The following is a 23,373-nucleotide window of genomic DNA, read 5'->3' on the forward strand; positions in this document are numbered from 1 at the left end:
ATTACACCAGTTGTATGGTTCCCGTAACACACTGTGCTTTAAACGCCCTGGCAGAGGCGTTGCTTGGAGAGAGAGCTTGCAATAACTGATTTCTGACAACGAAAAAGGCTCAGGAGGTTTATGTCCAACCCCTTTAGGGGGCCTCTATGGAGTCAATCTACATAAAGTAGTAACTCCTCAATGTTGACAAAACCCGACGTCGTGGCATGACCCTGAGCCCTAAACTAATCAAAGTTCCTAAGTTCATAATACAACAACGGCTGGCAAATTACCAACCGTTGTTTCGTCTAATTATTAAATTTTTCCAGAGGCGCCACGCCTTTGTATGGCTTTTGACTGTTCGTTTTCTACCCTTTTATGGGAAGCGCCGTAACTTTTTCATGTGTTTCCGCCGGGCGAAGCGCCAGGTCGAGTACCTCGTCCATATGGCTGACGAAGAAGAACTTCAGCTCTTCTTTTACCTCTTTGGCAACGAGTTCGAGATCTTTCTCGTTTTCTTCCGGCAGGATTATCTCTTTAACGCCGGCCCGGTGAGCGGCCAGTACCTTCTCTTTTACTCCGCCGATCGGAAGCACACGGCCCCGCAGCGTTATCTCACCGGTCATCGCGAGCTCGCGCTTTACCGGGCGCTTCGTCAGCTCCGATGCGAGCGCGGTTGCCATCGTGATACCGGCAGACGGCCCATCTTTCGGAATGCCGCCCGACGGCACGTGGATGTGAATATCGAACTTGCTGTAGAAATCAACATCGATATCGAGCGCTGCGGCACGCGAGCGGATATAGCTGACCGCCGCCTGCGCGCTCTCCTGCATAACGTCTCCCAGGCTCCCGGTTAAGATAAGATTGCCTTTGCCGGGTAACGTTGTCGCCTCTACCGAGAGGACGTCGCCGCCGACTTCCGTCCAGGCAAGCCCGGTCGAGACACCGATCTCATCGGCCTCTTCGGCAAGCCCATAGTGGAATTGGCTCGGCCCTAGGTAATCGTGCAGGTTTTTCTCGCCGACCTTAAGCTGCTTCTTTTCGCCTTCGACAACTTTTCGCGCAACCTGGCGGCACACACCCGCGATCTTGCGCTCGAGATTTCGCACACCGGCTTCCCGGGTATATTCGCGAATGATCATACGAAGCGCTGTTTCTTCGAGTTTGATCTGCTTTGATGTTAAGCCGTTTGCTTCGATCTGCTTCGGGATGAGGTATTTGGTTGCAATCTGCACCTTCTCATCCTCGGTATAACCGGCGTAAGGGATGACCTCCATGCGGTCGCGCAGCGCCGGCGGAATGGTCTCTAACATGTTCGCTGTGGCAATAAAGACCACATCGGATAGATTAAACGGAACCTCCAGGTAGTGGTCGGAAAATGCAAAGTTCTGCTCCGGATCGAGTACCTCGAGCAGCGCTGCCGTCGGGTCGCCGCGGAAGTCTGCGCCGACTTTATCGATTTCATCGAGCATAAAGACCGGGTTTCTCGTACCCGCCTGGTTGATCGCCTGCATAATACGGCCCGGAAGCGCGCCGACGTAGGTGCGGCGGTGCCCGCGGATTTCCGCCTCATCGTGAACGCCGCCTAAGGATATGCGCACGAATTTTCTTCCCAGTGCTCGCGCGATTGACTTTCCTATCGAGGTCTTACCGGTTCCCGGAGGGCCGGCGAAGCATAGGATCGGGCCTTTTACTTGTTCGGTTAACTGGTGCACCGCCAAATACTCGAGCACGCGCTTTTTCACGTGTTCAAGACCGTAATGGTCGTCATCGAGTATCTGCTCGGCATCTTTTATATCAAGCGATTGCTTGCTCTTCTTCTGCCATGGAAGGCCGATAAGCCAATCGAGATAGGTGCGAATAACACTCGCTTCAGCGGCCGACGACGGCATCTTCGAGAGCCTGTCGAGCTCTTTTGATGCCTTCTCGTTGACTTCCTTCGGCATCTTCGCCGCTCTGATTTTACCTTTGAGCTCCTCGATTTCAGCCGTTTGTTCGTCGACTTGCCCGAGCTCCTGCTGGATGGCTTTTAACTGCTCGCGCAGAAAGTATTCCTTCTGCGTCTTGGTGAGCTGGTCTTTGACCCGCGACTGTATTTTGCTGCCGATCTCAAGAATCTCAAGCTCGCGATTTAAAAAGATGCTGACCTTTTCAAGCCTATCGCGTGCGGCGGTCGCCTCGATGATCTGCTGTTTTTCGTCAATCTTGAGATTCAAGTGGAATGCGATAAAATCGGCCAGACGGCCGGGCTCATCGATATTCGCCGTGGCAAGCAGTACCTCTTGCGGGATCGGCTTGCCTAAGCCGGCCGAGCGCTCAAATTGCGAGACGAGATTGCGCATGAGCGCCTCGATCTCGATGTTTTTATCTTCCTCTTCCGGGAGAACTCTGACGCGCGCCTTAAAGTAGGGCTCGGTCTGAGTAAACTCGATGATCTCGATACGCGAGAGCCCTTCAACCAGAGCTTTTGCCGTACCATCCGGAATCTTAAGCTCTTGCATAATCACTGCGGCAGAACCGATTTGATAGAGGTCTCCGGGCTCGGGATCTTGCAGCTCGGCCACCTTCTGAGTTACGAGAGCAACGATATGGCTCTCCTTCATAGCGGCCTCAAGCGCCGAAATAGAGCGCTCTCTGCCGACAAATAGCGGCACTACCAAGTTCGGAAAAATAATTATATCTCTAAGCGGAATCAGCGGTATTTCATCCGGTATTATGATTTCTTCTCTATCTAATTCGTGCATATACTTCTCCTTCTAAGCTCGTTCGCTGCTTCAGTCATTGTCACTTCTTGGTTACTATATCTTAGCCGGGAATGCGTGAGAAACACAATTTAAAAGACGTAAGAATTATCGGATAACAATGCCGCCCCCTTAACACTCACGCGACAATTCGTAGGATCTTCAAGACATAATTTGACCGAGCGCGGTATTGTTGTTATAGTTAACCCCCGGCTGACCCGGTACCGGGTCATTAATGCAGTATATATGGTACTATCTGCGATATATGTGGGTTTTGTGAATTTGCTACCAGTTGCACCGCAGAGCGTTTATAATAAGGGATATAATGTCATCTAAAATAAATAAGAAACGGCCCATCTACATATTGGATACGAATGTGCTCTTGTATAACCCGAGGGCCGTGTACGCGTTTCCGAACGCGGACGTCGTTATCCCTGATATCGTACTTGGTGAGCTTGATAAAATCAAGACATCACGGGCCGATCGCGAACTGCGCTACCGAAGCCGCGAGATATCGAGAATCCTCTTTGGGCTATCTGAGAACGGCAAACTTATCGATGGTGTTCCCTTTGGCAAAAACTCGGTCATGCGCGTAATGAGCTTCGACCCGTCCAAAGGCAAACCGGCCGATCTCTTTGGCACCAAGAATTCCGACGACCGTATCCTTTCCGTTGTATACCAGATAAACCAAGAGAGTAACGGCCGCCCGGTCACAATCGTAACAAACGACCTTAACATGCTTCTGAAGGCACAGACGCTCGGCATCAAGGTCGAGCATCCCGGCGAGGAGTTTGCCTACAGCGGCGTTAAACGCGCGCTCTTTAAAGTAAAAGCGCAGCGAAAGACCATCTGGACCACGCTCGGCATTGCCGCCGTTATTGCACTCGTTATCTTCCAATCCAACATAAAATCATATTTTGGCATCAATGCAACTCAGGAAATACAGGGGCCGCCGACGCTCGTCAACGAGCTTAAACAGAGCCAGGCCAAGATGAACGCCATTAAGGCACAACAAGACACCTACCAGGGAATTATCAAGAATAACCCGAAGGATGTCCAGGCGCTGGTCGGTATGGGAAACAGTTATTTTGATATGGCGTCGATAACCGAAAATCCGGACGACTACCGCAAAGCTGTTGATTTCTACAGGAAAGCGTTAGACATCGACCCGAATAAGCCGAGCGTGCGCACCGATATGGCTGCAGCGTATGATTTCTTAGGTGCAACCGATATGGCTAAGCAAGAACTCAATAAGGTTATCAAGGATAACCCGGAGTTCTACCAGGCTTACTTTAATATGGGCGTCATTATATTTAAGACCGAAGGTAATTTACCAAGCGCTAAAACGTATTTCGAGAAGACCGTCGAATTGGCGCCACCATCAAGCGGTTTTGCGACAACGGCGAAGACCTATCTCGACCAGATAAACAATGCGCAGCTGAAAACGCCGGCGCAAGATCCAGCACAAGTGAAAGGTGGATAAGTATACGTGGCGAACGAGTACGATGTAGTAATTATCGGCGGTGGTCCGGCGGGGCTTTCAGCCGGTATCTATGCAGCCCGCTCGATGCTTCGAGTGAAGCTGTTTGAAAAGGAAGTCGTTGGCGGACAAGCATCCATAACAGACATTATTGAGAATTACCCTGGTTTTACCGAGGGTATTTCGGGGTTAGAGCTCACCGATATGATGCGCGAACAAGCGCAAAAATTCGGTCTTGAAATCGGCTTAGCCGATGTGACATCGGTCGATTTCAGTAATCCGGAGAAAAAAATAACAACAACCGATGGCGAGCACAGCGCCAAGGCGATCATCGTTGCGAGCGGGCTTCGCCCCAGCAAGCTTGATGTGCCCGGTGCAGCCGAGTTGACCGGCCGCGGCATCTCATACTGCGCAACATGTGACGGCCCGTTTTTCCGGAACAAGCGTGTTATCGTAATCGGCGGCGGAAATTCCGCCGTTGAGGAAGCGCTCTATCTTACAAAGTTTACAAGTAAGGTGACCATAGTTCACCGGCGCGACCAGCTTCGGGCTGACAAAATCGTGCAAGACCGCGCGTTTAAGAACGAAAAGGTAGATTTCCTATGGGATTCGATAATCAGCGCAGTCCACGGGGATAACGTTGTAACCGGAGTAACGGTGAAAAACGTAAAAACAGGTCAAGAATCCGAGGTCGAGACCGATGGTATATTTGTATTCGTCGGTAACCTCCCCAATACGGAAATCGTCGACGGCCACATTGATCTTGACGAAAAAGGATACATACTTACTGATGATTTACTGACGACATCGAACCCGGGCGTTTTTGCTGCGGGCGACGTCAGACATAACCAACTTAAGCAAGTTGTATGGGCAGCAGCGGAAGGCGCCCTGGCCGCCGTATCCGCGGAAAAATACCTAGAAGGCCAGCAATAGAAAGGAGTGCTGTCATATGGCAGGTAACGTACTAGAAGTAAGTGAACAGTCGTGGGGCACAGAGGTTATCAACGCAGGCAAACCCGTTCTGGTAGATTTTTGGGCAGCCTGGTGTGGACCGTGCCGCATGGTAGCGCCTGTTATCGAAGAGCTGGCGAGCGAATACGCTGACAAGATCAAAGTCGTTAAGCTTAATGTCGATGACAATCAAGCTATTTCAACCCAGTATCAAGTAATGAGCATACCAACGTTTGCCGTGTTTCAAAACGGTGCGCTTAAGAAGCGCTTTGTGGGCGCGATGCCGAAGGAAGGCTTCGTCAAAGAACTCGCAGAGTGGCTCTAGCTTAAGCATATGAAAGTACTTGTTGTTGACGGCGCCGGCGGGAGTATCGGTCAGCAAATCATCGCTCGCCTGCGAGAAAGTCTTCCTGACAGCATAGAGATATTGGCGCTCGGAACGAACGCGATTGCGGCAAGTAACATGATGCGCGCCGGGGCGAACCGCGGTGCGAGCGGCGAGAACGCCTTCCGTGTTACCGCGCCGGAAGCCGATGTCATTGTCGGTCCCATCTCAATCCTTATTCCTAATGCGTTTATGGGTGAGCTGACACCGGCCATGGCGGAATACCTCTCGTTATCGAAAGCGAGAAAAGTGCTGCTACCCCTGGCGCAAAACATCGATCTCGTGGGCACAAGCAACCTGCCGCTCCCCCATCTCATGGACGAAACAATACGCCTGGTAAGGGCGGCGCTTGGGAGCACGAAAAGCGCAGGGTAGCGCAAAAAGCGCTTGGGAGCGCAAAATCAAACCACAAAGCGGAGGTGCAAGATAATGTGTGAGACTAACGTTTTCGTTGAAAAAGACGGCAAGCAAGAAGTGCTTATGAAAGATGTCGTTTCGATCACACCGGTCGGCGATAAACTAGTGCTTGTCGATCTCTTTGGCGAGCAAAAGCAAATAAAAGCCGCGTTCAAAGAGCTTAAGCTGCTCGATCACATGGTCGTTCTGACGCCGCTGGAGTAAATTTTTTAGGCTCAATCTGATAAAATCTGATATAATATTGTAGTAACTGAATATATACTAACCAGGCCACGAAGGTCATGCGGAGCGAACTCCGCCCTGTTCGTGGTTTTCTTTTTCACTGGAGGTGGAGTTGTATGTGTCAAAACGGCTTTAACAGCGCCGATTATAAACTGGCGATCCATCAACTAACGGAACAAACAAAGGTCATAAAGACGAGTAGCGAGCAGTGGGCTCGTCTCTCCGGAAGCGTGCATCAAGACGAGCTGTCGGCAAAGCTCGGCGAGGCCGGCGCAAAGCTGGCGGAAGCAATCGCTATGCTCGATGCGGCTATGGATGCGGCGCACGACCACGGCCACGATCACGTTCATATTTCGTAAAATCGTCGCTCCGTGGGCGCTTTGTTTGGCGCCCCATCTTAGCCTCTGGCGCGTGAGCGAAAACACGCTTCGAGGTTCCGTTAGTTTGTTGGTTCGAACCCTCAAACTAACGTTAGCCGGAATGCCTAGGATATATCTTCTAGCCGGACACCGAAGTGTCTAAGAAGTGTAAATGCTTTTTAGCGAAAGGAATTGTAATGCATATTCCAGACGGTTTCTTAGACACAAAAACGTTGGTAACCGCTGCTGCCGCCTCGGGTGCGACGATTGCCTACGCGGTGCGCAAGGCAAACAAAGAATTTGAAGAAAAAGACGCGCCTCTGATGGGCGTACTTGCGGCGTTTATCTTTGCCGCCCAGATGCTCAACTTCCCCGTCGCAGGCGGGACAAGCGGCCATTTTGTCGGCGGCGCACTCGCGGCAATTCTTCTTGGCCCCTGGAAAGCGATTCTTGTCATGCTGTCGGTTATAAGCGTACAGGCGCTTCTCTTCGGAGACGGCGGTATCAGCGCGCTCGGGGCTAATATTTTAAATATGGCGATCCTCTCCCCGCTTGCGGGTTATTGGGTCTACCGGTTAATCTCGCGCAAGAGTGTGACGGGCGGCGCATTTACCGCGGGCCTCGTTTCAACAATAGTTGCTGCCCTGGCATGCGCCCTTGAGCTCACGGCATCGGGTACCGCGCCGTTTGCAATCGTTGTGCCGCTGATGACGGGCTGGCACGTCTTGATCGGGCTCGGCGAAGGAGCCATAACCATGGCTACGATTACCTACCTGTTGAAAGTACGCCCTGACCTGGTTAATCGTACCGCGACACCTGATAAAGCGAGCCTGGTTGCATTCGGGGGTGTGGCTGCATTTCTCGCGCTCGTGATCTCGCCGTTCGCATCTTCATTCCCAGACGGGCTCGAGCACATAGCCGAAACGACCGGTTTTATCAACAAAGGCACCAGTCTTTTTTCAGCCTTCATCCCGGGCTACACGATGCCGGGCCTCGGTGAAGGCGGTCTTGCAACCGGTGTCGCCGGGCTTGTCGGTGTTCTTATTACCATCGGAATCGGCTATGTAATAGCGAAAGCTGTGCGCCGCCGTTCGTCGGTGAGGAGTTAATTCTTGCGCGAAGAGCATGATGCCTTAGACAACAACGATCAACATATGGAGCATGAGACAAACGCTGCAGAGCATGCCGCTCATGAGAACCATGATGCCGGTATTCACCTGCACGAGCACCAACACGATGGCATCACGCATAAACACGTGCATTACCACCCGGCGCCGCACGAGCCGCAGGAGCCGGAAACGGTTCACGGGCACACGCATACCTATGCGTTCGAGCTCTATGCGTATGCGGATTCGATATTGCACCGCCTGGACGCACGCACAAAAATGATCGCTTTCATCGTGTTTATCTTGGCAATCGTCATGACACCGATGGCTTCTACGTGGCGGTTCGGGCTGTTCTTGACCTTTATTATCGTCTTATACCGGCTTTCCCGGGTGCCGTTTATCAAATTTGGTTTGAAACGCTCGCTTGTGGTCGAGCCGGTCGTAATCATAGCCACGCTGTTTCTGGCGTTTATGCCGAATAAACCGCACCCGGCTGCATACGACTTAGGTTTTACAACGCTGGCGATCTCAAACGGCGGCTTCTATATCTTTGTAAATGCCATCATAAAATCATGGCTATCAGTGCTGGTTGCGATACTCCTGTACTCGACAACGCCTTTCCCGAAGTTCATCAAAGGGCTTGAGCTGATGCGCATGCCTCAGATCCTTACCATGCTCTTTTCGTTTCTCTACCGTTTCATGTGGGTGTTAACCGATGAGATCAAACGGATGATGCGTGCCCGCGATGCGCGCGCTTTTGGCGGCGGGCGGCTCTGGCATGTGCACATTATCGGGCAGATGGTCGGCAGCCTCTTTATCCGAAGTTACGAGCGGGCCGAGCGCATTTATGCAGCGATGGCCGCCCGCGGCTACGATGGGACGATTAAGAGCTTTGATACCCCGGCTCTCACCGTTCGCGACGCTGCGTTTTCGCTCTTCTTTTTTACGGCGCTCTTCGCTATTCTTATCTGGAGGTTTTGAGTGACAGCAGTAATTGATGCGAAACAAATTGCATACACCTACCCCGACGGCACGACCGCGCTCAAGGGCATCGATATCACCATTGGATCGGGTGCGCGCGTCGCCTTGCTGGGGCCAAACGGTGCCGGTAAATCAACGTTTCTCATGCACTTAAACGGGACCCTTCGCGGCGAAGGCACGCTTCTAATCGACGGCCTCGAGTCGACCAAGGCAAACTTGAAGAAAATTCGCTCGGCACTGGGTTTGGTTTTTCAAGATCCGGACGACCAGCTATTTCTCACAACTGTTTTTGATGACGTCGCTTTCGGGCCGATCAATCAGGGATTATCACAGAACGAAGTGCTCAAACATGTCGAGGATGCTCTGACATCGGTAGACATGCTGTGGGCGATCAATAAGAGCGCGCACCACTTAAGCTTTGGGCAGAAAAAACGCGTGGCACTCGCCACGGTGCTCGCAATGCATCCGAAGGTATTAGTGCTCGATGAGCCGACCAGCAACCTCGACCCGAGAACACGAAAACGCCTGGAAGAGCTGCTCCTAAATCTACAGCACACCATGCTGGTTGCAACGCATAACCTCGATTTCGCCTGGCGGGTATGTGAGCGGGCGCTTATTCTCTCGGGCGGCAGAATTGTGGCCGACGGGCCGACCCGCGAGCTTCTAACCGACGGGCCGCTTTTAGAAGAGCACGGGCTCGAGCTGCCGATGAGCGCAATGCTGTATGGTAGCAGGGTTGATATGTAGCCAGCGAATAGCCATGCACGTTCAAATCCAGTACAATAACGCGTATTATATTGATTAACCTTATGTTTATTCAGGTGTTTTATAATGCAACCTAAATATACAATCATAATTGTCGGCGCAGGCAAAGTCGGTACCGCTATCGGCACTTTGCTCCACCAAAAAGACCACCGGATCGTGGCTGCTGCAGCCGCGCATCAAGCATCGCTTGAAACGACCGGGCGCTACCTGCCGGCAGCATATTTATCGGTTGATCTTCGCGAGATCGCCCGTTACGGTGCGAAAGCGGATATCATCCTGCTCACGACGCAAGACGACCAGATCCAGCCGACCTGCGAAACGCTTGCCGCCTACGGTACGTTTACGCCGCGGCACACCGTCATGCACATGAGCGGTGCGAGCACGCTCGACGTGCTTGCTTCGGCATGTGTTGCGGGGGCCGGTGTTGCGAGTATTCATCCAATTCAATCCTTTGCTTCAGCCGAACTGGCGATTGAGAAGATACCCGGCTCATATTTCGGGGTAACCGCCGATGACGGGGCGCGCGACGTTGCGCTGGCCGTTGTACGCGATCTGGGTGGTGTTCCCATCGACATACAAGACGAAGACAAGGCAATGTACCACGCGGCGGCCTGCATTACATCGAATTATCTCGTGACGCTACTTCACATGGCGGAAAAGGTATATAATGCCGCAGGACTACGGGCGGATATCGCGCTTGACGCAATGATGACGCTAATTTCCGGTACGCTCTCAAATATTGAAAAAGTCGGTACAATCGAGGCGCTTACTGGCCCGATTGCCCGGGGCGATGTTACAATCATTAAACAGCATTTGCAGAGCTTGCGACGCCTCGATGCCAATATCGAGCGTGCTTACCGGGTGCTTGGCTTACAAACAGTAGATGTTGCGGTTAAGAAAGGTACGCTAAGTGCAGAGAACGCGGCGGAGCTGATCGCTGTTTTAGAGGATAGGAGCTGTTGATAATGGATAGAGTCACTGTTCAATCACTGAGAGACATGAAGAAAACCGGCACAAGAATTGCCATGCTTACCTGCTATGATTATTCGTTCGCGCGGATTCTCGATGATGCGGGTGTCGACGTTCTCCTCGTCGGTGACTCACTCGGGATGGTAACGCTTGGCCTCGACGATACGTTGCCGGTCACCGTTGAAGACATGGCGCACCACACCAAGGCGGTCGTTCGCGGGACAAGACGTGCAATGGTAGTTACCGATATGCCGTTTATGTCATACCAGATATCCGACGAGAAAGCGCTGGAAAATGCGGCCTACATTATGAAGACAACCGGCACGCACGCGCTTAAGCTCGAAGGCGGAAAACGTATCGCCTCACTGGTTAAAAAGATGACCGACGCCGGGATTCCGGTAATGGGCCACTTAGGCCTGACACCCCAGTCGGTCCTGCAATTCAGCGGCTACGGATTACAAGCGAGCGGTGTTGACGACGCTAAAGAACTCCTCGAAGATTCAATTGCGCTGCAGGAGGCGGGCGCGTTTGCCATCGTCCTCGAGAAAATCCCTGCCGAGCTTGCCGAGCTCGTCACCGCCGGGCTCTCGATACCCACAATCGGTATCGGCGCCGGGCCGGCGTGCGACGGTCAAGTGCTGGTCACTAATGACATGCTGGGTATGTATGACAAATTCCTGCCAAAGTTTGTTAAGAAGTTTGCCAACCTTAAGGCGACTATCGATGAGGCGGTTAAGGACTATATTACTGAGGTTCGCGCTGATGCCTTCCCGGCAAGCGAGCATTCATATCATATGGATCAGAACACTCTCAACCGGTTTATGGATGAGATCGACCGGAATTTAAAAGAAGTATAAGACAATAAGGCACTTAATATGAGTACTGAAGTTTAGCTTTAGGTGGTAGATACAAATAATATGCTTACGATAACGACGGTGCGAGAAGTGTGCGAGGCAATCAACGCTGAACGGGCACGCGGGAAAACAATCGGGTTGGTGCCGACAATGGGATACTTGCATGAAGGGCACCTGACCTTGATGCGTGAGGCAAAACGGCAGGCTGATATTGTGGTGGCCAGTATTTTTGTAAACCCAACGCAATTCGGCCCGACTGAGGACCTTGATGCCTACCCACGAGACCTTGCCCGAGACGGTACGCTTGCTCAAGACGCCGGTGTCGATGTGCTGTTTGTGCCGGCGGTGCGAGAGATGTATCCGACGGGCTACTCGACCTATGTCGATGTTGAGGACATAACCGTTGTCTTATGCGGACAGAGCCGGCCCGGGCACTTTCGCGGCGTTGCAACCGTTGTCACCAAGCTCTTAAATATTGTAGCGCCGGATATCGCCTTTTTCGGCGAGAAAGACTGGCAGCAGCTCGCCGTCATCAAACGGATGGTGGCTGATCTTAACATGAGCACTGAGATTGTCGGTGTGCCGATAGTGCGCGAACCCGATGGGCTTGCGATGTCGTCCCGCAATACTTATCTCTCGCCCGGCGAGAGACGTGCCGCCCTTGCGCTCTCCAAATCGCTTGAGCTTGCGCGGGTTTTGGTTGCGGATGGTGTGCGCGATACGGAAATAATCGTAGATAAGATGCGTGCGATGCTTGCTAATGAATCGCTCACCAACATCGAGTATGTGGAAATTGTAGATCCGGACCGGCTCTCCTCGATCGAGATACTCAGCGGACCGGCTCTCGTTGCGCTGGCCGTGCGTGTGGGCACAACCAGGTTGATCGATAATGCTCTCATCGGTCAGGACCTTGAAAAAACAGGCGATTTCGTTTAAATTGTGAATAGGTGAAATCTATGCAACGCTTTATGCTAAAAAGCAAAATACACAGAGCAACCATAACCGAGGCCAATGTCGATTACATCGGCTCTGTTACTATCGATGCCGAACTTATGGCGCTCGCAAATATGCTGGAGTATGAGAAAGTTCACGTGGTCAACGTGGATAATGGCGTGCGCCTGGAGACCTACGTAATTGAGGGCGAGCCCGGCTCGGGGGTTATCTGTTTGAACGGCGCGGCGGCGCGGCTCATGAACCCGGGTGAGCTTATCATCATTCTCTCCTACGCAAATGTCGATGAAGGCGAGCTTAGCGGCTGGGAGCCGAAGGTGGTCTTCGTCGATGAGAACAACCACCCCTTCCCGTCAGCGGAAGCACTCAAGATTGAATCACCAGACCACGCCTAATCTGGGCTTTCCTGCTAGGCGATGTTATGCGACACTGCTTTTAACTGTAAGATCAACGATTAACGTGCGAGGTGCTTTGGCTCGTAGCGAACACGTGAGACCTGTGGTCGAACAGCTCGCGCAAGCACGATATCACGCGAAACTATCAATATACCTATCGCTACAAGAATATCGCCGAGGCTAATACCGGTTGCCCCCGGGTAAGCTTGAGGGAGCGAGAACACATCCCCGAGGAACCATAGCGGTGCCAGGGTTTGAGAACTTGTCGGAGTCCCCGCAAATGCAACCGCCGCCGGCGTAGACCCGTCTGTGATAAGCGCGATCAGATTGAGCAATAAGCCCGTAGCTATAAGCCCCATAAAACGAATCTGACGGTTTAGCAGCATAAAACCGATAACCATAAGATACGAAACAGCCTGCGCGACATTGTTTACTGTTGCCGGCAAGTTGAAAGTAAACCCGATTGCACACAAAACAATCTGAATACAACACGCTATAACGACCAGGAATCCAAATTTGATATAGAGAAGGGAGAATGAATTGCTATTGCCCCCTTGAATGTAGCCGATGATAACGCCGAGCACTGCGCATACTAATACCAACATGCTGCTTCCCTCCTTGGTAATTCTCGATTTGTCCCCTTAATTTTTATTTCGACATAATACGTACCAGGTTTAGTAAAAGACAGTGTTAATTTCAAATATTTGTTCTTTTTAATGCCGATGCCGGTGTGGCCCCAATATCCACAGCGCTCACCAAGACTTTTTAAGTCGTGCGCTCATGCAAATATGCGGTAGAATTATAACCGTTACCCCCGACGCCGTAGCACATATGCTAGGCGTGTCAGGAATCCGGGAATATACCGGTACTTCGAAATTTTAGGAGCAGGATGAGCGGCTATGTCAGAATCGCGATTGCGGCCGTAATTTGGGGATCGATTGGGGTTATCGCCCGCACGATTAACTTACCGGTCCCGATTCTCACCCTGTACAGGGTGTTTTTTGCGGCGGTTGCAATCTTTATTTATATAATAGCAAAGCGCAAGCTCGGTACTCTAGCGGTCGGTAAAAATATCTACCGTATTGTTTTCATGGGGGCCCTACTTGCTGTTAACTGGCTGGCGTTTTTCTACAGCATCAAACTTACATCAGTCGCAAATACGGTTCTCTTAACGTATACGGCACCGATTTATGTCGCGATTTTGGCACCGCTCTTCCTGAAAGAGCGGTTGGAAAGGATCACGATTATTACGCTTATCATCTCGCTGATCGGCGCGGTCTGTATCGCATCGCCATCGTTGTTTCATTTCGGCGTCAGCGATATCCCCGGTATCATGTGGGCATTCATCTCTTCAATTACCTATGCGGTCCTCGTTATCTTAGCAAAACCGCTTACAGAGCGTCTCAGCGTTCTCCCGATACTGTTTTACGAAGAATTAACATGCACTGTTGTGCTGACACCATCGCTTTTTCTCTATCACGACTACACGATAAGCGGGGCCACCTTGGCGCTGCTTGCTCTCCTCGGCGTCGTTCATACAGCGCTTGCGGCAGCCTTCTATTTGACCGGATTGCGCGACGTAAAAGCGCAGCACGTAGGCATCTTTACGTATCTTGATCCGGTAAGCGCCGTTATTTTCGCTGCGGCTTTTCTCGGTGAGATTCCGCCAATAACAACATTAATCGGTGGGGCTCTCATTATTATCTCGGGTGTACTGCTGATATGGGTGACCAGCCAGCGCATTAATGCTGAGATTGTTGCAGAATAAGCAAAAAGGCTGATCCGCATCCGGCAATCTGTGATATTTTACGGCCGCTGTAAGCCTGACCGTTGTCGCCTGCGGCAATAAAAATGAGGGCTCATGATAGAGCCCTCATTTATTTAAACACCGCATAGCTATTGCTATGGCTGGTGTGGCGCTTGCGCCATATTATCTAAAGTGACTTAATCTTGTTTGCAAGCTCGGCGGCTTTCGCCTTATCCATCACAAGACCGGCCGATATCTCAACCCACTTCGCAAGCTCGGGGAGATGAGCTGGCGTAATATTATCGATAGCTAAACCATTCATGTGTGAACTTGTCTGGCGCTCGATAAAACGGCGTGCTGCCGGGCCCATGTATCTGCTTGCAACAGCGACTACTTTTTCTCCAATGTCTGACATTGTGTGACCATCCTCCAAGCTTTGCTTAAGCTGATTTATCGACGTCTTCTGAAGACATCAGGAACTTGATACTAATGACCATGCGATCGAACGCTTTTGCGAGAACGCCGATCTCGTCGTTCGAATCGACATCAACTGTGACGTTTGTATCGCCCATGCTGATTTTTTCAGCAACTTCGGTTAAGTGCTTTACCGGTTTTGTGATCTGTGAGCTTATCCACAGCGCGGCGACCGTTACGATAACGATACTGATGAGAACGAGCATCCAGAAGTTATTGTACAGGCTGGCAACCGATGAACTTATACCGGTGCTTACCGTGTTAGCCGATTGCATAATCTCGGCCGTCGGCAAAGCGGAAACGACATACCACTCTTGACCCGGAACCGGCACCTTTGTGTACGCCGCAGTCCACTCCTGGCCGCGATCGTTAAAGGTGACAAAACCGTGATCACCGGTAAGCTGATTATCAGGGATAACCGTACCCGGATGTTTCTCGTCGCACACCATGTATTTTGGATGGTAGAGATAGACGCCTTTAGGAAGAACCGTTCCGTCTGTCTCCTGGTATTTTTTATCAATCATAAAGGCATAGCCCGACTTACCGAACTTGGTATCGGCAACAACTTTGGTGATTGCGTTGCCCATGAAATTGATCTGTGTCAATCCAACACGCTGGCCGTTAATTGTTACCGGCATGCTATAACGAATCTCAGCCTCACCGGTCGAGCCGCTGATATTAAGCGCTGAGATGTAGATCGAGTTGTCCGGGACTAATTTTGCGTTCATTGGGGTCATAAACCAAACGGTGTCACCCTTAAACGTGTTGCCTTCTTGGCTGGCTTTGCCGCCCTCAATCTTTGTGATGTTAAAGCCGTCTTTGTAGAAGAACCTTACCATGCTCATGTCGGGGCGCCAGAACTTCTCGAAGTATTTCTCGGCGGTTGTCTTTGCAGGCGATGTCTTCCAGTTGCCGCCTGCCATCCTTGCTGCAAATACGGCTTCTTTGCCCGGGAAGTTGTTCAGAGTACTGATGTCGTTCTTGTACTGCTCGTGAAGCAACTTTACCTGGTCGGTTGTGTTTTTCGATTCGCTAAGCAGCTGAGATTTTGCCTGTGTGGCAACCTCATTGGAAACCTGTTTCGAGACCTGGTTTCCCATGCCCTTAACGTTCGCTGTGCCGGTAAGACCAAGGATTGCGAGTGGTACGAGCGATAGAACAATAGATGCGATCAAGAGCTTAGTTCTGATACTGTAAGTGCGTTTTTCTTTCATTTCTTCTCCTCCGTTTTGTATACACCGGGTGTATTGTCGAGGGCACTTCTCTGATTAGTGGCTAACCGCAGCATCATAATTTCCTCGCAAGTCCTAAAAGCTACTAATCCTTTGTTGTCATTTCTATCGTCATTTGCAAATAAGACTTAATATCCCTCGGGGGCATTTATAAAAGAATTTTAAACGAGGAGGTCGTACCGGCCGTAAAAGCGCCGGTGAGTTATTCGAAAGCGCTTTTACGGCCTGTTGTTAATAGGATTATTCTATGTTATAGACAATATATTTGCTTGCTATATGTCTACAATATTTATCGCTAGACATCTTAGTATTGTGGCCTACGCCCGTTCAAGCAGCACCGCCGCTACCTTTAGTTCAGGAATCTTAGCGATTGGATCGAGCGCGGTATTGGTAAGCTCGTTCGCCGCCGATTCCGCGTAGTGAAATGGCATAAAGACAACACCGCGTTTAATGCCTTCGGTAACGACCGCGGTTGTTTCAACCCGTCCCCGACGGCTTGCTACCGTTACCTTATCACCGCTGGTTACGCCAAGCTCATTGGCATCAGCCGGGTTGATCTCAACCCAACTCTGTGGCGCGAGCGTCTCCAGTGCACTTGAGCGCCGCGTCATTGTGCCGGTATGGTACTGCCACAAGCTGCGGCCTGTAGTAAGAATAAGCGGGTACTCGCCGTCCGTCTCTTCGGCGGCGGCTTTAAACTCGACCGGACTAAAGAGCCCTTTGCCGCTGGCAAAGCCCTGGGTATGAAGAATCGGCGTACCCGGGTGATCTTCCTTCGGGCACGGCCATTGCAGGCCCCGTTCTTCGAGGCGCGCGTAGGTGATACCGGCATAACTTGGGGTTAAGCGCCGGATCTCCGCCCAAACATCCTCAACTTTACCGTACTTCATCGGGTAACGAAGCGTTTGCGCGATGTCTGCGATAATCTGCCAATCCGCTTTAGCCTTACCCGGAGCTTGGCTGGCTTGTCGAACGCGCTGTACCCGCCGCTCGGTGTTGGTAAACGTGCCGTCTTTTTCCGCAAAAGCGGCGCCGGGAAGCACAACATCGGCAAGCCGTGCGGTCTCGGTTAGGAAGATATCCTGTACCACAAGAAAGTCGAGCTTGCCCAGTGCATCTTTGACGTGGCCGGTATTGGGGTCGGAGACGATCGGGTTCTCACCCATAATATACAGCGCGTGGATGGTACCGTCCCCGGCACCGTCCATTATCTCCGAGAGCGTCAGGCCGACTTTACTTGAGAGATCGACCCCCCACTCGGTCTCGAACTTAGCGCGAGTCGATGCGTCGTCAACCCGTTGATAGCCGGTATAGACGTTCGGCAGGCCGCCCATATCGCAAGCGCCCTGCACATTATTCTGCCCTCTCAGCGGATTCACGCCGGCACCGCGCTTGCCGATATTGCCGGTCATCATTGCCAGGTTGGCGATTGCAAGCACGTTATCGGTGCCTGTCGTGTGCTGCGTGATACCCATTGTATAGCAAATTGCCGCGCGCTCCGCTTTCGCGTAGAGGCACGCCGCTTCTGTTAGCTCGGCTGCCGGCACGCCGGTAATCTTCTCGACCACTTCGGGCGTGTACTTCTGCACGATTTTCTCGAGCGCGTTAAACCCTTCGGTGCGCTCGGCGATAAAGGCACGATCGACCAACCCCTCAGAGATGATCACATTCATAAGCCCGTTTAAGAGCGCTACGTTCGTGCCCGGCGTCAAGTTCAGCCAGACGTCGGCGTAATCGACCAAGCGAATCCGGCGCGGGTCGGCGACGATAAGTTTGGCACCGTTTTCACGTACCGCCTTTTTCATCTGGTAGCCGATGATCGGATGCGCTTCGGTCGTATTCGAGCCGAGAACGAGAATTACCTCGGCTTCAGCAAGATCGTCGATAGAATTGGTCATCGCACCGCTTCCAAACGCTGTGGCCAGACCGGCCACCGTGGAAGCGTGTCACAACCGGGCGCAGTGATCGACGTTGTTCGTGCCGATGACCGCACGCAGGAGCTTTTGGAACAAGTAGTTTTCTTCGTTGGTGCACCGCGCGGACGTGAGGCCGGCAATTGCACTCGCCCCATGCGCCCCTTTTATGTCATAGAGCTTGGTGGCTACCAGGCCGACCGCCTCGTCCCAGCTCGCTTCAACAAAGCTACCGTTTTTCTTAATCAGCGGTACGGTCAAGCGGTCGGGACTGCTAATGAAGGTGTAGCCGAAGCGCCCTTTGCCGCAAAGGTTGCCCTTATTAACGGATGTACCGTTCTCCCCTTCGATCTTTTGCGTGACTCTAAAAACTTCGCCAGCATGGTCGGTATTAAGCTCGAGCGAGCATCCCACACCGCAGTAGCCGCACGTCGTTGGGGTAACCTTTGGCGGCCATAAAAACTCGCGAGCGAATTTCGGCCGGTTCTCAACGAGCGCCGCTGTCGGGCACGCACTGATACACTGGCCGCACGCCTCACACGTGGTTTCCAAGAGCGCAACATTACCGGTTGGAACAATATCGTTTTCTGTCGCGCGATACTCGAATGCCGATATGCCGACTACGGAATCGCAGATAGCGACGCATTTCCGGCATCGAATACATTTATTCTGGTTGCGCAGCACCGCCGGATGACTCTTATCTATACTATAGTGGCGCATCGCAGCGTAATTATCATTCGGTTCAATTTTGTGTTCGATTGCAGCGTCTCTCAGGTTGCAATCGTTCTGTTTGATACAGCCGCATTCCAGACAGCGCTGCACCTCAGCAGCTGCGTCCTCGTCGGTATAGCCGAGTTCAACTTCGTTAAAGTTGCCTTTACCTAAGCGCTCCCTATTGTCGTGTAGCGCCGGCATGGGCACGCGCGGGGCCTCAGCTACACCCAAATTTTCTTTGGTAACCCCGCCGCGGATAGCGGAAAACGGCTTTGCAAGGCCGAGATCGATTTCCTGCCCGTTTAGGTACTGGTGAATCGCAAACGCAGCATCGCGCCCACCGGCGACCGCCTGGATCGCCGCGTTCGGGCCGGTTACGGCGTCCCCTGCGGCAAACACGCCGGGTATGGCAGTTTGCATCGTTTGAGGGTCGGCTTTCATATATCTGCCGTCCATCGCGCCTTCCAGGCCGCTGCCGTCGATGGCTTGGCCGATAGCGGCGATAAGGTTATCGATTTCTAGAATAAATTCGGAACCCGGCTGCGGCTCGGGGCGACGGCGCCCCGATGCATCGGGCTCACCGAGCGCCATGCGGATACACTCAACGCCTTCGACCTGTTCGGTATCGACGACCCGGGTCGGGTTGGCCAACAGCACCAATTCCACGCCTTCATGCTCGGCCTCTTCAATCTCGATATCGTGCGCCGGCATCTCGGCGCGGCCGCGACGATAGATTATATATACTTTCTCGGCGCCGAGCCTGAGCGCGCTTCTCGCGCAATCGATAGCGACGTTTCCGCCGCCCACAACGGCAACTCGTTTGCCGATAGCAAGCGGCTTATCTAAACCGATCGAGCGCAGAAAATCAACGCCGCTCATGACTCCGGGGGTCTCTTCCCCGTCGCAGCCGAGGCGTGTACCTTTTTGCGCACCGATGCCTAGAAAAACCGCGTCGTAGTCGCGCTGTAACTCTTCCAGGGTAAAATCGGTGCCGAGCCGCTTGTTGGTGTATATCTTGGCGCCAAGCGCTTTGATCTCATCGGCTTCGTCATCGATGATGTCTTTTGGCAGGCGATATGCCGGGATACCGTAGCGAAGCATGCCGCCAACGGCGGGCATCGCCTCAAATATTACCGGTTTGTGGCCTTCTACGGCAAGGTAATAGGCGCACGAGAGACCGGCGGGGCCGGCGCCTACGATAGCGATCTTTTTACCGGTCGGCGCTTTAGTGGTCGGCCTGAAACGCCCGCGCGTGGCCGCATCTTTATCATACGCATAGCGCTTGAGAAAACAGATGCCCACTCGCTCATCGACGATGTTGCGGCGGCAGGAATCCTCACATGGGCGTGTACAAACGCGCCCGATAATCCCCGGAAAAGGGTTGGTCTGTTTGATCAGCTCGACCGCATCGCGATACCGCTTTTGCGCGATCAGACCGATATAGCCTTGCGCATCGGTGCCAGCCGGGCACGCCAGACGGCACGGCGCAATGCAGTCCGCCCAGTGATCGGCAAACATCTCGTTGAGGCGCTCTTTTCGTGCGGTAATAAGAGCATCGGTATGCGTGTGAACGACCATGCCGTCGTTAACCGGCGTCTCGCACGCTTTAACCGTGCCGGTACCCTCCACTTCGACGACGCACATAGCGCACTGCGCGTTGGGCATGAGCCGCGAGTCGTGGCATAAACGCGGGATATCTATGTCGTTCGCCAGCGCAACATCAAGTATTGTCTGCCCCGATAGGGCTGTTAGTGCTATGTCGTTAATCTCAATATCAAGTTCCCTTTGGACTAGCACGTCTGCCATATTTCCTCCTAGGATCGAACAACCCGATCCGTTTATGCTTCAGCTTTCGCTCCGAGGATATCATCAAGGTAAGAAGCAGCATAGAGCATTTCATTTTTCAAAACCTCTACGGTCTTAACTGCCGCCATAAGATCTTTATCTAATGAATCCGCAATCGCATGGGTAAGGCCTGCGGCCGCGAGCATCGTCATATAGGTGTAGCCGAAACGCGCATGCAACTCTTTTGGCGTACCGTTGTAGATATTGGATAGACCGACGACCGATTTCATCGGCGGGTCGTTAAGCTGCTGGAACTGGCGAATCGTCTCGACAACTTCCATCGCGTCCTGCTGAGCGACGCCGATTGGCAGAACGAGCGGGTCGAGAATGATTCTCTCCATACCGACGCCGTGCTCCATGGCTTTTCCCATGATGTTGGCCGCGTTCATGAGGCGCTCGTTGGCATCGCGCGGAATCCCGGCGGATGTCATCGCGAGTGCAATAATATCGGCATCGAATTTGGCCGCCATCGGCATGTACGCATCGAGCTTGTCATCGTCGGCGTTCGTGGAGTTGATCATCGGTTTGTGTTTACTGACAACCTGCAAACCGGCCTCCATCGCCTCGATGTTTTTCGTATCGAGGCAGAGTTGGATCGAATCGTCTACAGCTTCCTCAACTGTTTTAACCAACCACTGCATCATGGCCGGGCCGTCTTTTGTTGCCGGGCCAAGGTTGAGATCGAGACATTTTGCGCCGCCCTCAACCTGTGCGACCGCCAAGTCCTGGATCGGCTTGGCTTCGCGCCCGCGCATCGCCGGGCCGATTGTCTTTGACATGATGTTGATCTTCTCGGCAATAATTATCATGCTGCTTCTCCTTCCGTCTGTAGAATCCTCGTTTACAAAACTTCTATTTAAGCAAGAGCTTTAGCATTTATGCATATTTCAATGTATGTGTTCGCTTTGCTCTTACGCTGACTTCGACTTTCCTGCAGCTGCCTTTCTTACATTCAGCTCTTAGCTAAAGTAAGAGTCTTACTGCTTATCCGAAGCTCCTTACGTAAACCAGAGCTTTACTATTTGAAGTTTCAACCTATGCAAGAGCTTTGCGCTCTTTCGGTTTACACCGCTGGCATATTTAAATCTCGAGCGGCTCACCGATTTCGGTTTGCAGGTGCTCTTTTATCCTCGCAATATCGGCAACGTATGCCACGTCTACGTCAAACGGTGATTTGCCTTCAAGATCTGCTTTGCGAATCGACTCGCGCTCGAGCACGGTTCCTATTACCGGCAAGTCCGGCAGATATGTGCGAAGAGTATCCTCTTCTTCACGGTCGTGTACCTTGTTGAGCACTAAAAATATGCGAGGGATATGCAAGTCCTTGGCAAGCTTTTCGATTTGGCGGGCGGTTTGTATGCTTCGCTGACCGGGTTCGATAACGACGAGCATCGCGTCGACCGATTCGCTGGTACCGCGCCCCAGATGTTCGATGCCCGCTTCCATATCCATAATGACCGCTTCGTTGCGGCGAACGATTATGTGCTTGAGAAGCGCCTTGAGCATTGTCGACTCAGGACAAATACAGCCCGAACCACCGGTCTCAACAGTGCCGAGCACGAGCAGTTTGACGCCGTTCGCTGTTACGCTTAGGCCGTCCGGGATATCGTCGACTTTAGGATTGAGCTTAAAAAAGCCGCCCATTGTCCCTGGGGTACCGCCGGTGCGCTCGGCAATCAAATCTTTCATCTTCGCGATCGGCACGATGTTTGCCGCATCATCCTGGTCGATACCGAGGGCTGCAGCCAGATTCGCATCCGGGTCGGCATCGATGGCGATCACGTTATAGCCGTCTCGCGCAAGAAGACGCGCAAGACCAGCTGCAACCGTAGTTTTACCCACACCGCCTTTGCCGGTTATCGCTATTTTCAACAAATATCATCCTGTTCCATACAAATTCAGCTTCACCACACCAAGAGATTGTATTGTTTCTCAGTGCGTGAGCTGACCAACTACAATTCTAGTGCTCCGCATGCACCGCGTCTGCGGCGTGCAAGGGCTTAGATTTACAGCCCGGCCGCCCCTAAAATCTCGGGCACGCGGTCTTCGGCACCGATCGCCATAACATGCACGCCGGCACAGATATCTTTCAGCTGAGCGATTTGCCTACCGGCGATCTCTATGCCCTTCTTGAGCGCATCTTCGCCTTTAAGCGGCGCCAGTTCGTCGATGAGTTCCTGCGGCACCGACACACCCGCGACAAATTTATTTAAATACTTGGCCATACCGGCGCTCTTAAGTAATAAAATGCCGGCCAGAATCGGCACGTTGAATTGTTTTGCATAATCCACGAAGTTTAAGAACTTCGGCATGTCGTAAATCGCCTGCGTCTGAAAAAACTTCGCTCCCGCTTTGACCTTCTTCTCAAACTTGGCAAGCTGCGGCTCTACCGGATTCGCCTCCGGTGTAACAATCGCTCCGGCAAAGAAATCGGTTTTACCCTGGAGTTCGAGCCCGGCCATATCAAAGCCATTATTAAGACCATTGATTACCTCGAGTAGCTGTACGCTCTCGATATCGAAAACCGGTTTGGCCTCTTTGTGGTCGCCAAGCACCGGGTGATCACCGGTTAAGGCGAGCACGTTGGTAATCCCCATAATCGAGGCGCCGAGTAAGTCCGACTGCAACCCTAAGCGATTGCGGTCACGACAAGTCATCTGGTATATAGGCTCGACACCTAAATCCATTATTTCTTTGGCGATTGCCAGCGTACAGATTCGCATGACCGCGCTCTGGTTATCAGTCACATTAAGCGCGGTGACCTTACCCTTTAGCCCGGCGATGTGATGCTTCATCTCAGCTATATCGGTGCCTTTCGGAGGGCCGACTTCAGCGGTGACGACAAACTGTCCTTGCGCTAGATCTTCTTTAAATCCCACTTGAATCTCCCCTC

At 52.3% G+C, this 23,373-nt stretch carries 22 protein-coding genes; 14 read left to right on the forward strand and 8 right to left on the reverse strand.

The genetic code is table 11. From position 1 onward, the window contains the following. Window positions 1-347: 347 nt before the first annotated feature. Window positions 348-2,723, reverse strand: a complete 2,376-nt coding sequence (gene lon / locus VGK02_08915; GenBank protein HEY3375167.1) for an endopeptidase La — start codon at window positions 2,721-2,723, stop codon at window positions 348-350. 322 nt (window positions 2,724-3,045) lie between these two features. On the opposite strand from lon, the gene VGK02_08920 reads away from it, so the two are divergent. The 13 genes from VGK02_08920 (at window position 3,046) to panD (ending at window position 12,555) form a co-directional block, all read left to right on the forward strand. After that, window positions 3,046-4,203, forward strand: coding sequence for a PIN domain-containing protein (locus VGK02_08920; protein ID HEY3375168.1), 1,158 nt, complete (start codon window positions 3,046-3,048; stop codon window positions 4,201-4,203). Between the two features lie 6 nt (window positions 4,204-4,209). After that, complete coding sequence (trxB, locus tag VGK02_08925) at window positions 4,210-5,133, forward strand: thioredoxin-disulfide reductase (GenBank protein ID HEY3375169.1); 924 nt, start codon at window positions 4,210-4,212, stop codon at window positions 5,131-5,133. A gap of 16 nt (window positions 5,134-5,149) precedes the next feature. After that, window positions 5,150-5,476 carry a thioredoxin gene (gene trxA / locus VGK02_08930; GenBank protein HEY3375170.1) on the forward strand — a complete coding sequence of 109 codons (327 nt, stop codon included), beginning with the start codon at window positions 5,150-5,152 and terminating at the stop codon, window positions 5,474-5,476. A gap of 9 nt (window positions 5,477-5,485) precedes the next feature. Further along, window positions 5,486-5,911: a DUF3842 family protein gene (locus VGK02_08935; GenBank protein HEY3375171.1), complete on the forward strand. Its 426-nt coding sequence runs from the start codon at window positions 5,486-5,488 to the stop codon at window positions 5,909-5,911. Window positions 5,912-5,965: 54 nt separating this feature from the next. Then, window positions 5,966-6,157: a CooT family nickel-binding protein gene (locus VGK02_08940; protein ID HEY3375172.1), complete on the forward strand. Its 192-nt coding sequence runs from the start codon at window positions 5,966-5,968 to the stop codon at window positions 6,155-6,157. Between the two features lie 134 nt (window positions 6,158-6,291). Further along, complete coding sequence (locus tag VGK02_08945) at window positions 6,292-6,534, forward strand: hypothetical protein (protein ID HEY3375173.1); 243 nt, start codon at window positions 6,292-6,294, stop codon at window positions 6,532-6,534. 197 nt (window positions 6,535-6,731) lie between these two features. Next, window positions 6,732-7,643, forward strand: a complete 912-nt coding sequence (locus VGK02_08950; protein ID HEY3375174.1) for an energy-coupling factor ABC transporter permease — start codon at window positions 6,732-6,734, stop codon at window positions 7,641-7,643. Window positions 7,644-7,646: 3 nt separating this feature from the next. Next, window positions 7,647-8,621 carry a cobalt ECF transporter T component CbiQ gene (gene cbiQ, locus VGK02_08955; protein ID HEY3375175.1) on the forward strand — a complete coding sequence of 325 codons (975 nt, stop codon included), beginning with the start codon at window positions 7,647-7,649 and terminating at the stop codon, window positions 8,619-8,621. Further along, window positions 8,622-9,368: an ATP-binding cassette domain-containing protein gene (locus VGK02_08960; protein ID HEY3375176.1), complete on the forward strand. Its 747-nt coding sequence runs from the start codon at window positions 8,622-8,624 to the stop codon at window positions 9,366-9,368. An 84-nt stretch (window positions 9,369-9,452) separates the two neighbouring features. Beyond that, window positions 9,453-10,349, forward strand: coding sequence for a Rossmann-like and DUF2520 domain-containing protein (locus tag VGK02_08965; protein ID HEY3375177.1), 897 nt, complete (start codon window positions 9,453-9,455; stop codon window positions 10,347-10,349). Between the two features lie 2 nt (window positions 10,350-10,351). After that, the gene (gene panB, locus VGK02_08970; GenBank protein HEY3375178.1) at window positions 10,352-11,212 is read left to right on the forward strand and encodes a 3-methyl-2-oxobutanoate hydroxymethyltransferase; all 861 of its coding nucleotides are present in this window, start codon (window positions 10,352-10,354) and stop codon (window positions 11,210-11,212) included. Window positions 11,213-11,272: 60 nt separating this feature from the next. Then, complete coding sequence (gene panC / locus VGK02_08975; GenBank protein HEY3375179.1) at window positions 11,273-12,145, forward strand: pantoate--beta-alanine ligase; 873 nt, start codon at window positions 11,273-11,275, stop codon at window positions 12,143-12,145. 20 nt (window positions 12,146-12,165) lie between these two features. Further along, window positions 12,166-12,555: an aspartate 1-decarboxylase gene (panD, locus tag VGK02_08980; protein HEY3375180.1), complete on the forward strand. Its 390-nt coding sequence runs from the start codon at window positions 12,166-12,168 to the stop codon at window positions 12,553-12,555. A 59-nt stretch (window positions 12,556-12,614) separates the two neighbouring features. Here panD and VGK02_08985 read toward each other — a convergent pair whose 3' ends face one another. Continuing rightward, window positions 12,615-13,160 (reverse strand): DUF5317 family protein, encoded by a 546-nt coding sequence (locus tag VGK02_08985; protein HEY3375181.1) that lies wholly within the window; start codon window positions 13,158-13,160, stop codon window positions 12,615-12,617. A gap of 284 nt (window positions 13,161-13,444) precedes the next feature. On the opposite strand from VGK02_08985, the gene VGK02_08990 reads away from it, so the two are divergent. After that, on the forward strand, window positions 13,445-14,323 hold the full coding sequence (locus VGK02_08990; GenBank protein HEY3375182.1) for an EamA family transporter: 879 nt from the start codon (window positions 13,445-13,447) through the stop codon (window positions 14,321-14,323). A 166-nt stretch (window positions 14,324-14,489) separates the two neighbouring features. Here VGK02_08990 and VGK02_08995 read toward each other — a convergent pair whose 3' ends face one another. From VGK02_08995 to VGK02_09020, 6 genes are all read right to left on the reverse strand, one after another. After that, on the reverse strand, window positions 14,490-14,717 hold the full coding sequence (locus VGK02_08995; protein HEY3375183.1) for a hypothetical protein: 228 nt from the start codon (window positions 14,715-14,717) through the stop codon (window positions 14,490-14,492). Window positions 14,718-14,742: 25 nt separating this feature from the next. Next, window positions 14,743-15,990, reverse strand: coding sequence for a HAMP domain-containing protein (locus tag VGK02_09000; GenBank protein ID HEY3375184.1), 1,248 nt, complete (start codon window positions 15,988-15,990; stop codon window positions 14,743-14,745). Between the two features lie 335 nt (window positions 15,991-16,325). After that, a complete protein-coding gene (gene fdhF / locus VGK02_09005; GenBank protein ID HEY3375185.1) occupies window positions 16,326-20,441 on the reverse strand; it encodes a formate dehydrogenase subunit alpha in 4,116 nt (1,371 codons plus the stop codon). Window positions 20,442-20,473: 32 nt separating this feature from the next. After that, window positions 20,474-21,289, reverse strand: coding sequence for a dihydropteroate synthase (locus VGK02_09010; GenBank protein HEY3375186.1), 816 nt, complete (start codon window positions 21,287-21,289; stop codon window positions 20,474-20,476). 271 nt (window positions 21,290-21,560) lie between these two features. Further along, window positions 21,561-22,352 carry a carbon monoxide dehydrogenase accessory protein CooC gene (locus VGK02_09015; protein ID HEY3375187.1) on the reverse strand — a complete coding sequence of 264 codons (792 nt, stop codon included), beginning with the start codon at window positions 22,350-22,352 and terminating at the stop codon, window positions 21,561-21,563. Between the two features lie 134 nt (window positions 22,353-22,486). Next, entirely contained in the window at window positions 22,487-23,359 is an 873-nt protein-coding gene (locus tag VGK02_09020) for a methylenetetrahydrofolate reductase (protein ID HEY3375188.1), read from the reverse strand. Window positions 23,360-23,373 lie beyond the last annotated feature (14 nt).

It is taken from the genome of Candidatus Aquicultor sp., assembly GCA_036504445.1.
Classification (GTDB): Bacteria; Actinomycetota; Aquicultoria; order Aquicultorales; family Aquicultoraceae; genus DASXVE01.

Excerpts from the sequence above, each read along its gene's own strand:
- lon (HEY3375167.1), bottom strand. The coding sequence starts at position 2,723 with ATGCACGAATTAGATAGAGAAGAAATCATAATACCGGATGAAATACCG.
- VGK02_08920 (HEY3375168.1), top strand. The coding sequence starts at position 3,046 with ATGTCATCTAAAATAAATAAGAAACGGCCCATCTACATATTGGATACG.
- trxA (HEY3375170.1), top strand. The coding sequence starts at position 5,150 with ATGGCAGGTAACGTACTAGAAGTAAGTGAACAGTCGTGGGGCACAGAG.
- VGK02_08935 (HEY3375171.1), top strand. The coding sequence starts at position 5,486 with ATGAAAGTACTTGTTGTTGACGGCGCCGGCGGGAGTATCGGTCAGCAA.
- VGK02_08940 (HEY3375172.1), top strand. The coding sequence starts at position 5,966 with ATGTGTGAGACTAACGTTTTCGTTGAAAAAGACGGCAAGCAAGAAGTG.
- VGK02_08945 (HEY3375173.1), top strand. The coding sequence starts at position 6,292 with ATGTGTCAAAACGGCTTTAACAGCGCCGATTATAAACTGGCGATCCAT.
- VGK02_08950 (HEY3375174.1), top strand. The coding sequence starts at position 6,732 with ATGCATATTCCAGACGGTTTCTTAGACACAAAAACGTTGGTAACCGCT.
- VGK02_08965 (HEY3375177.1), top strand. The coding sequence starts at position 9,453 with ATGCAACCTAAATATACAATCATAATTGTCGGCGCAGGCAAAGTCGGT.
- panB (HEY3375178.1), top strand. The coding sequence starts at position 10,352 with ATGGATAGAGTCACTGTTCAATCACTGAGAGACATGAAGAAAACCGGC.
- panC (HEY3375179.1), top strand. The coding sequence starts at position 11,273 with ATGCTTACGATAACGACGGTGCGAGAAGTGTGCGAGGCAATCAACGCT.
- panD (HEY3375180.1), top strand. The coding sequence starts at position 12,166 with ATGCAACGCTTTATGCTAAAAAGCAAAATACACAGAGCAACCATAACC.
- VGK02_08985 (HEY3375181.1), bottom strand. The coding sequence starts at position 13,160 with ATGTTGGTATTAGTATGCGCAGTGCTCGGCGTTATCATCGGCTACATT.
- VGK02_08990 (HEY3375182.1), top strand. The coding sequence starts at position 13,445 with ATGAGCGGCTATGTCAGAATCGCGATTGCGGCCGTAATTTGGGGATCG.
- VGK02_08995 (HEY3375183.1), bottom strand. The coding sequence starts at position 14,717 with ATGTCAGACATTGGAGAAAAAGTAGTCGCTGTTGCAAGCAGATACATG.
- VGK02_09000 (HEY3375184.1), bottom strand. The coding sequence starts at position 15,990 with ATGAAAGAAAAACGCACTTACAGTATCAGAACTAAGCTCTTGATCGCA.
- VGK02_09010 (HEY3375186.1), bottom strand. The coding sequence starts at position 21,289 with ATGATAATTATTGCCGAGAAGATCAACATCATGTCAAAGACAATCGGC.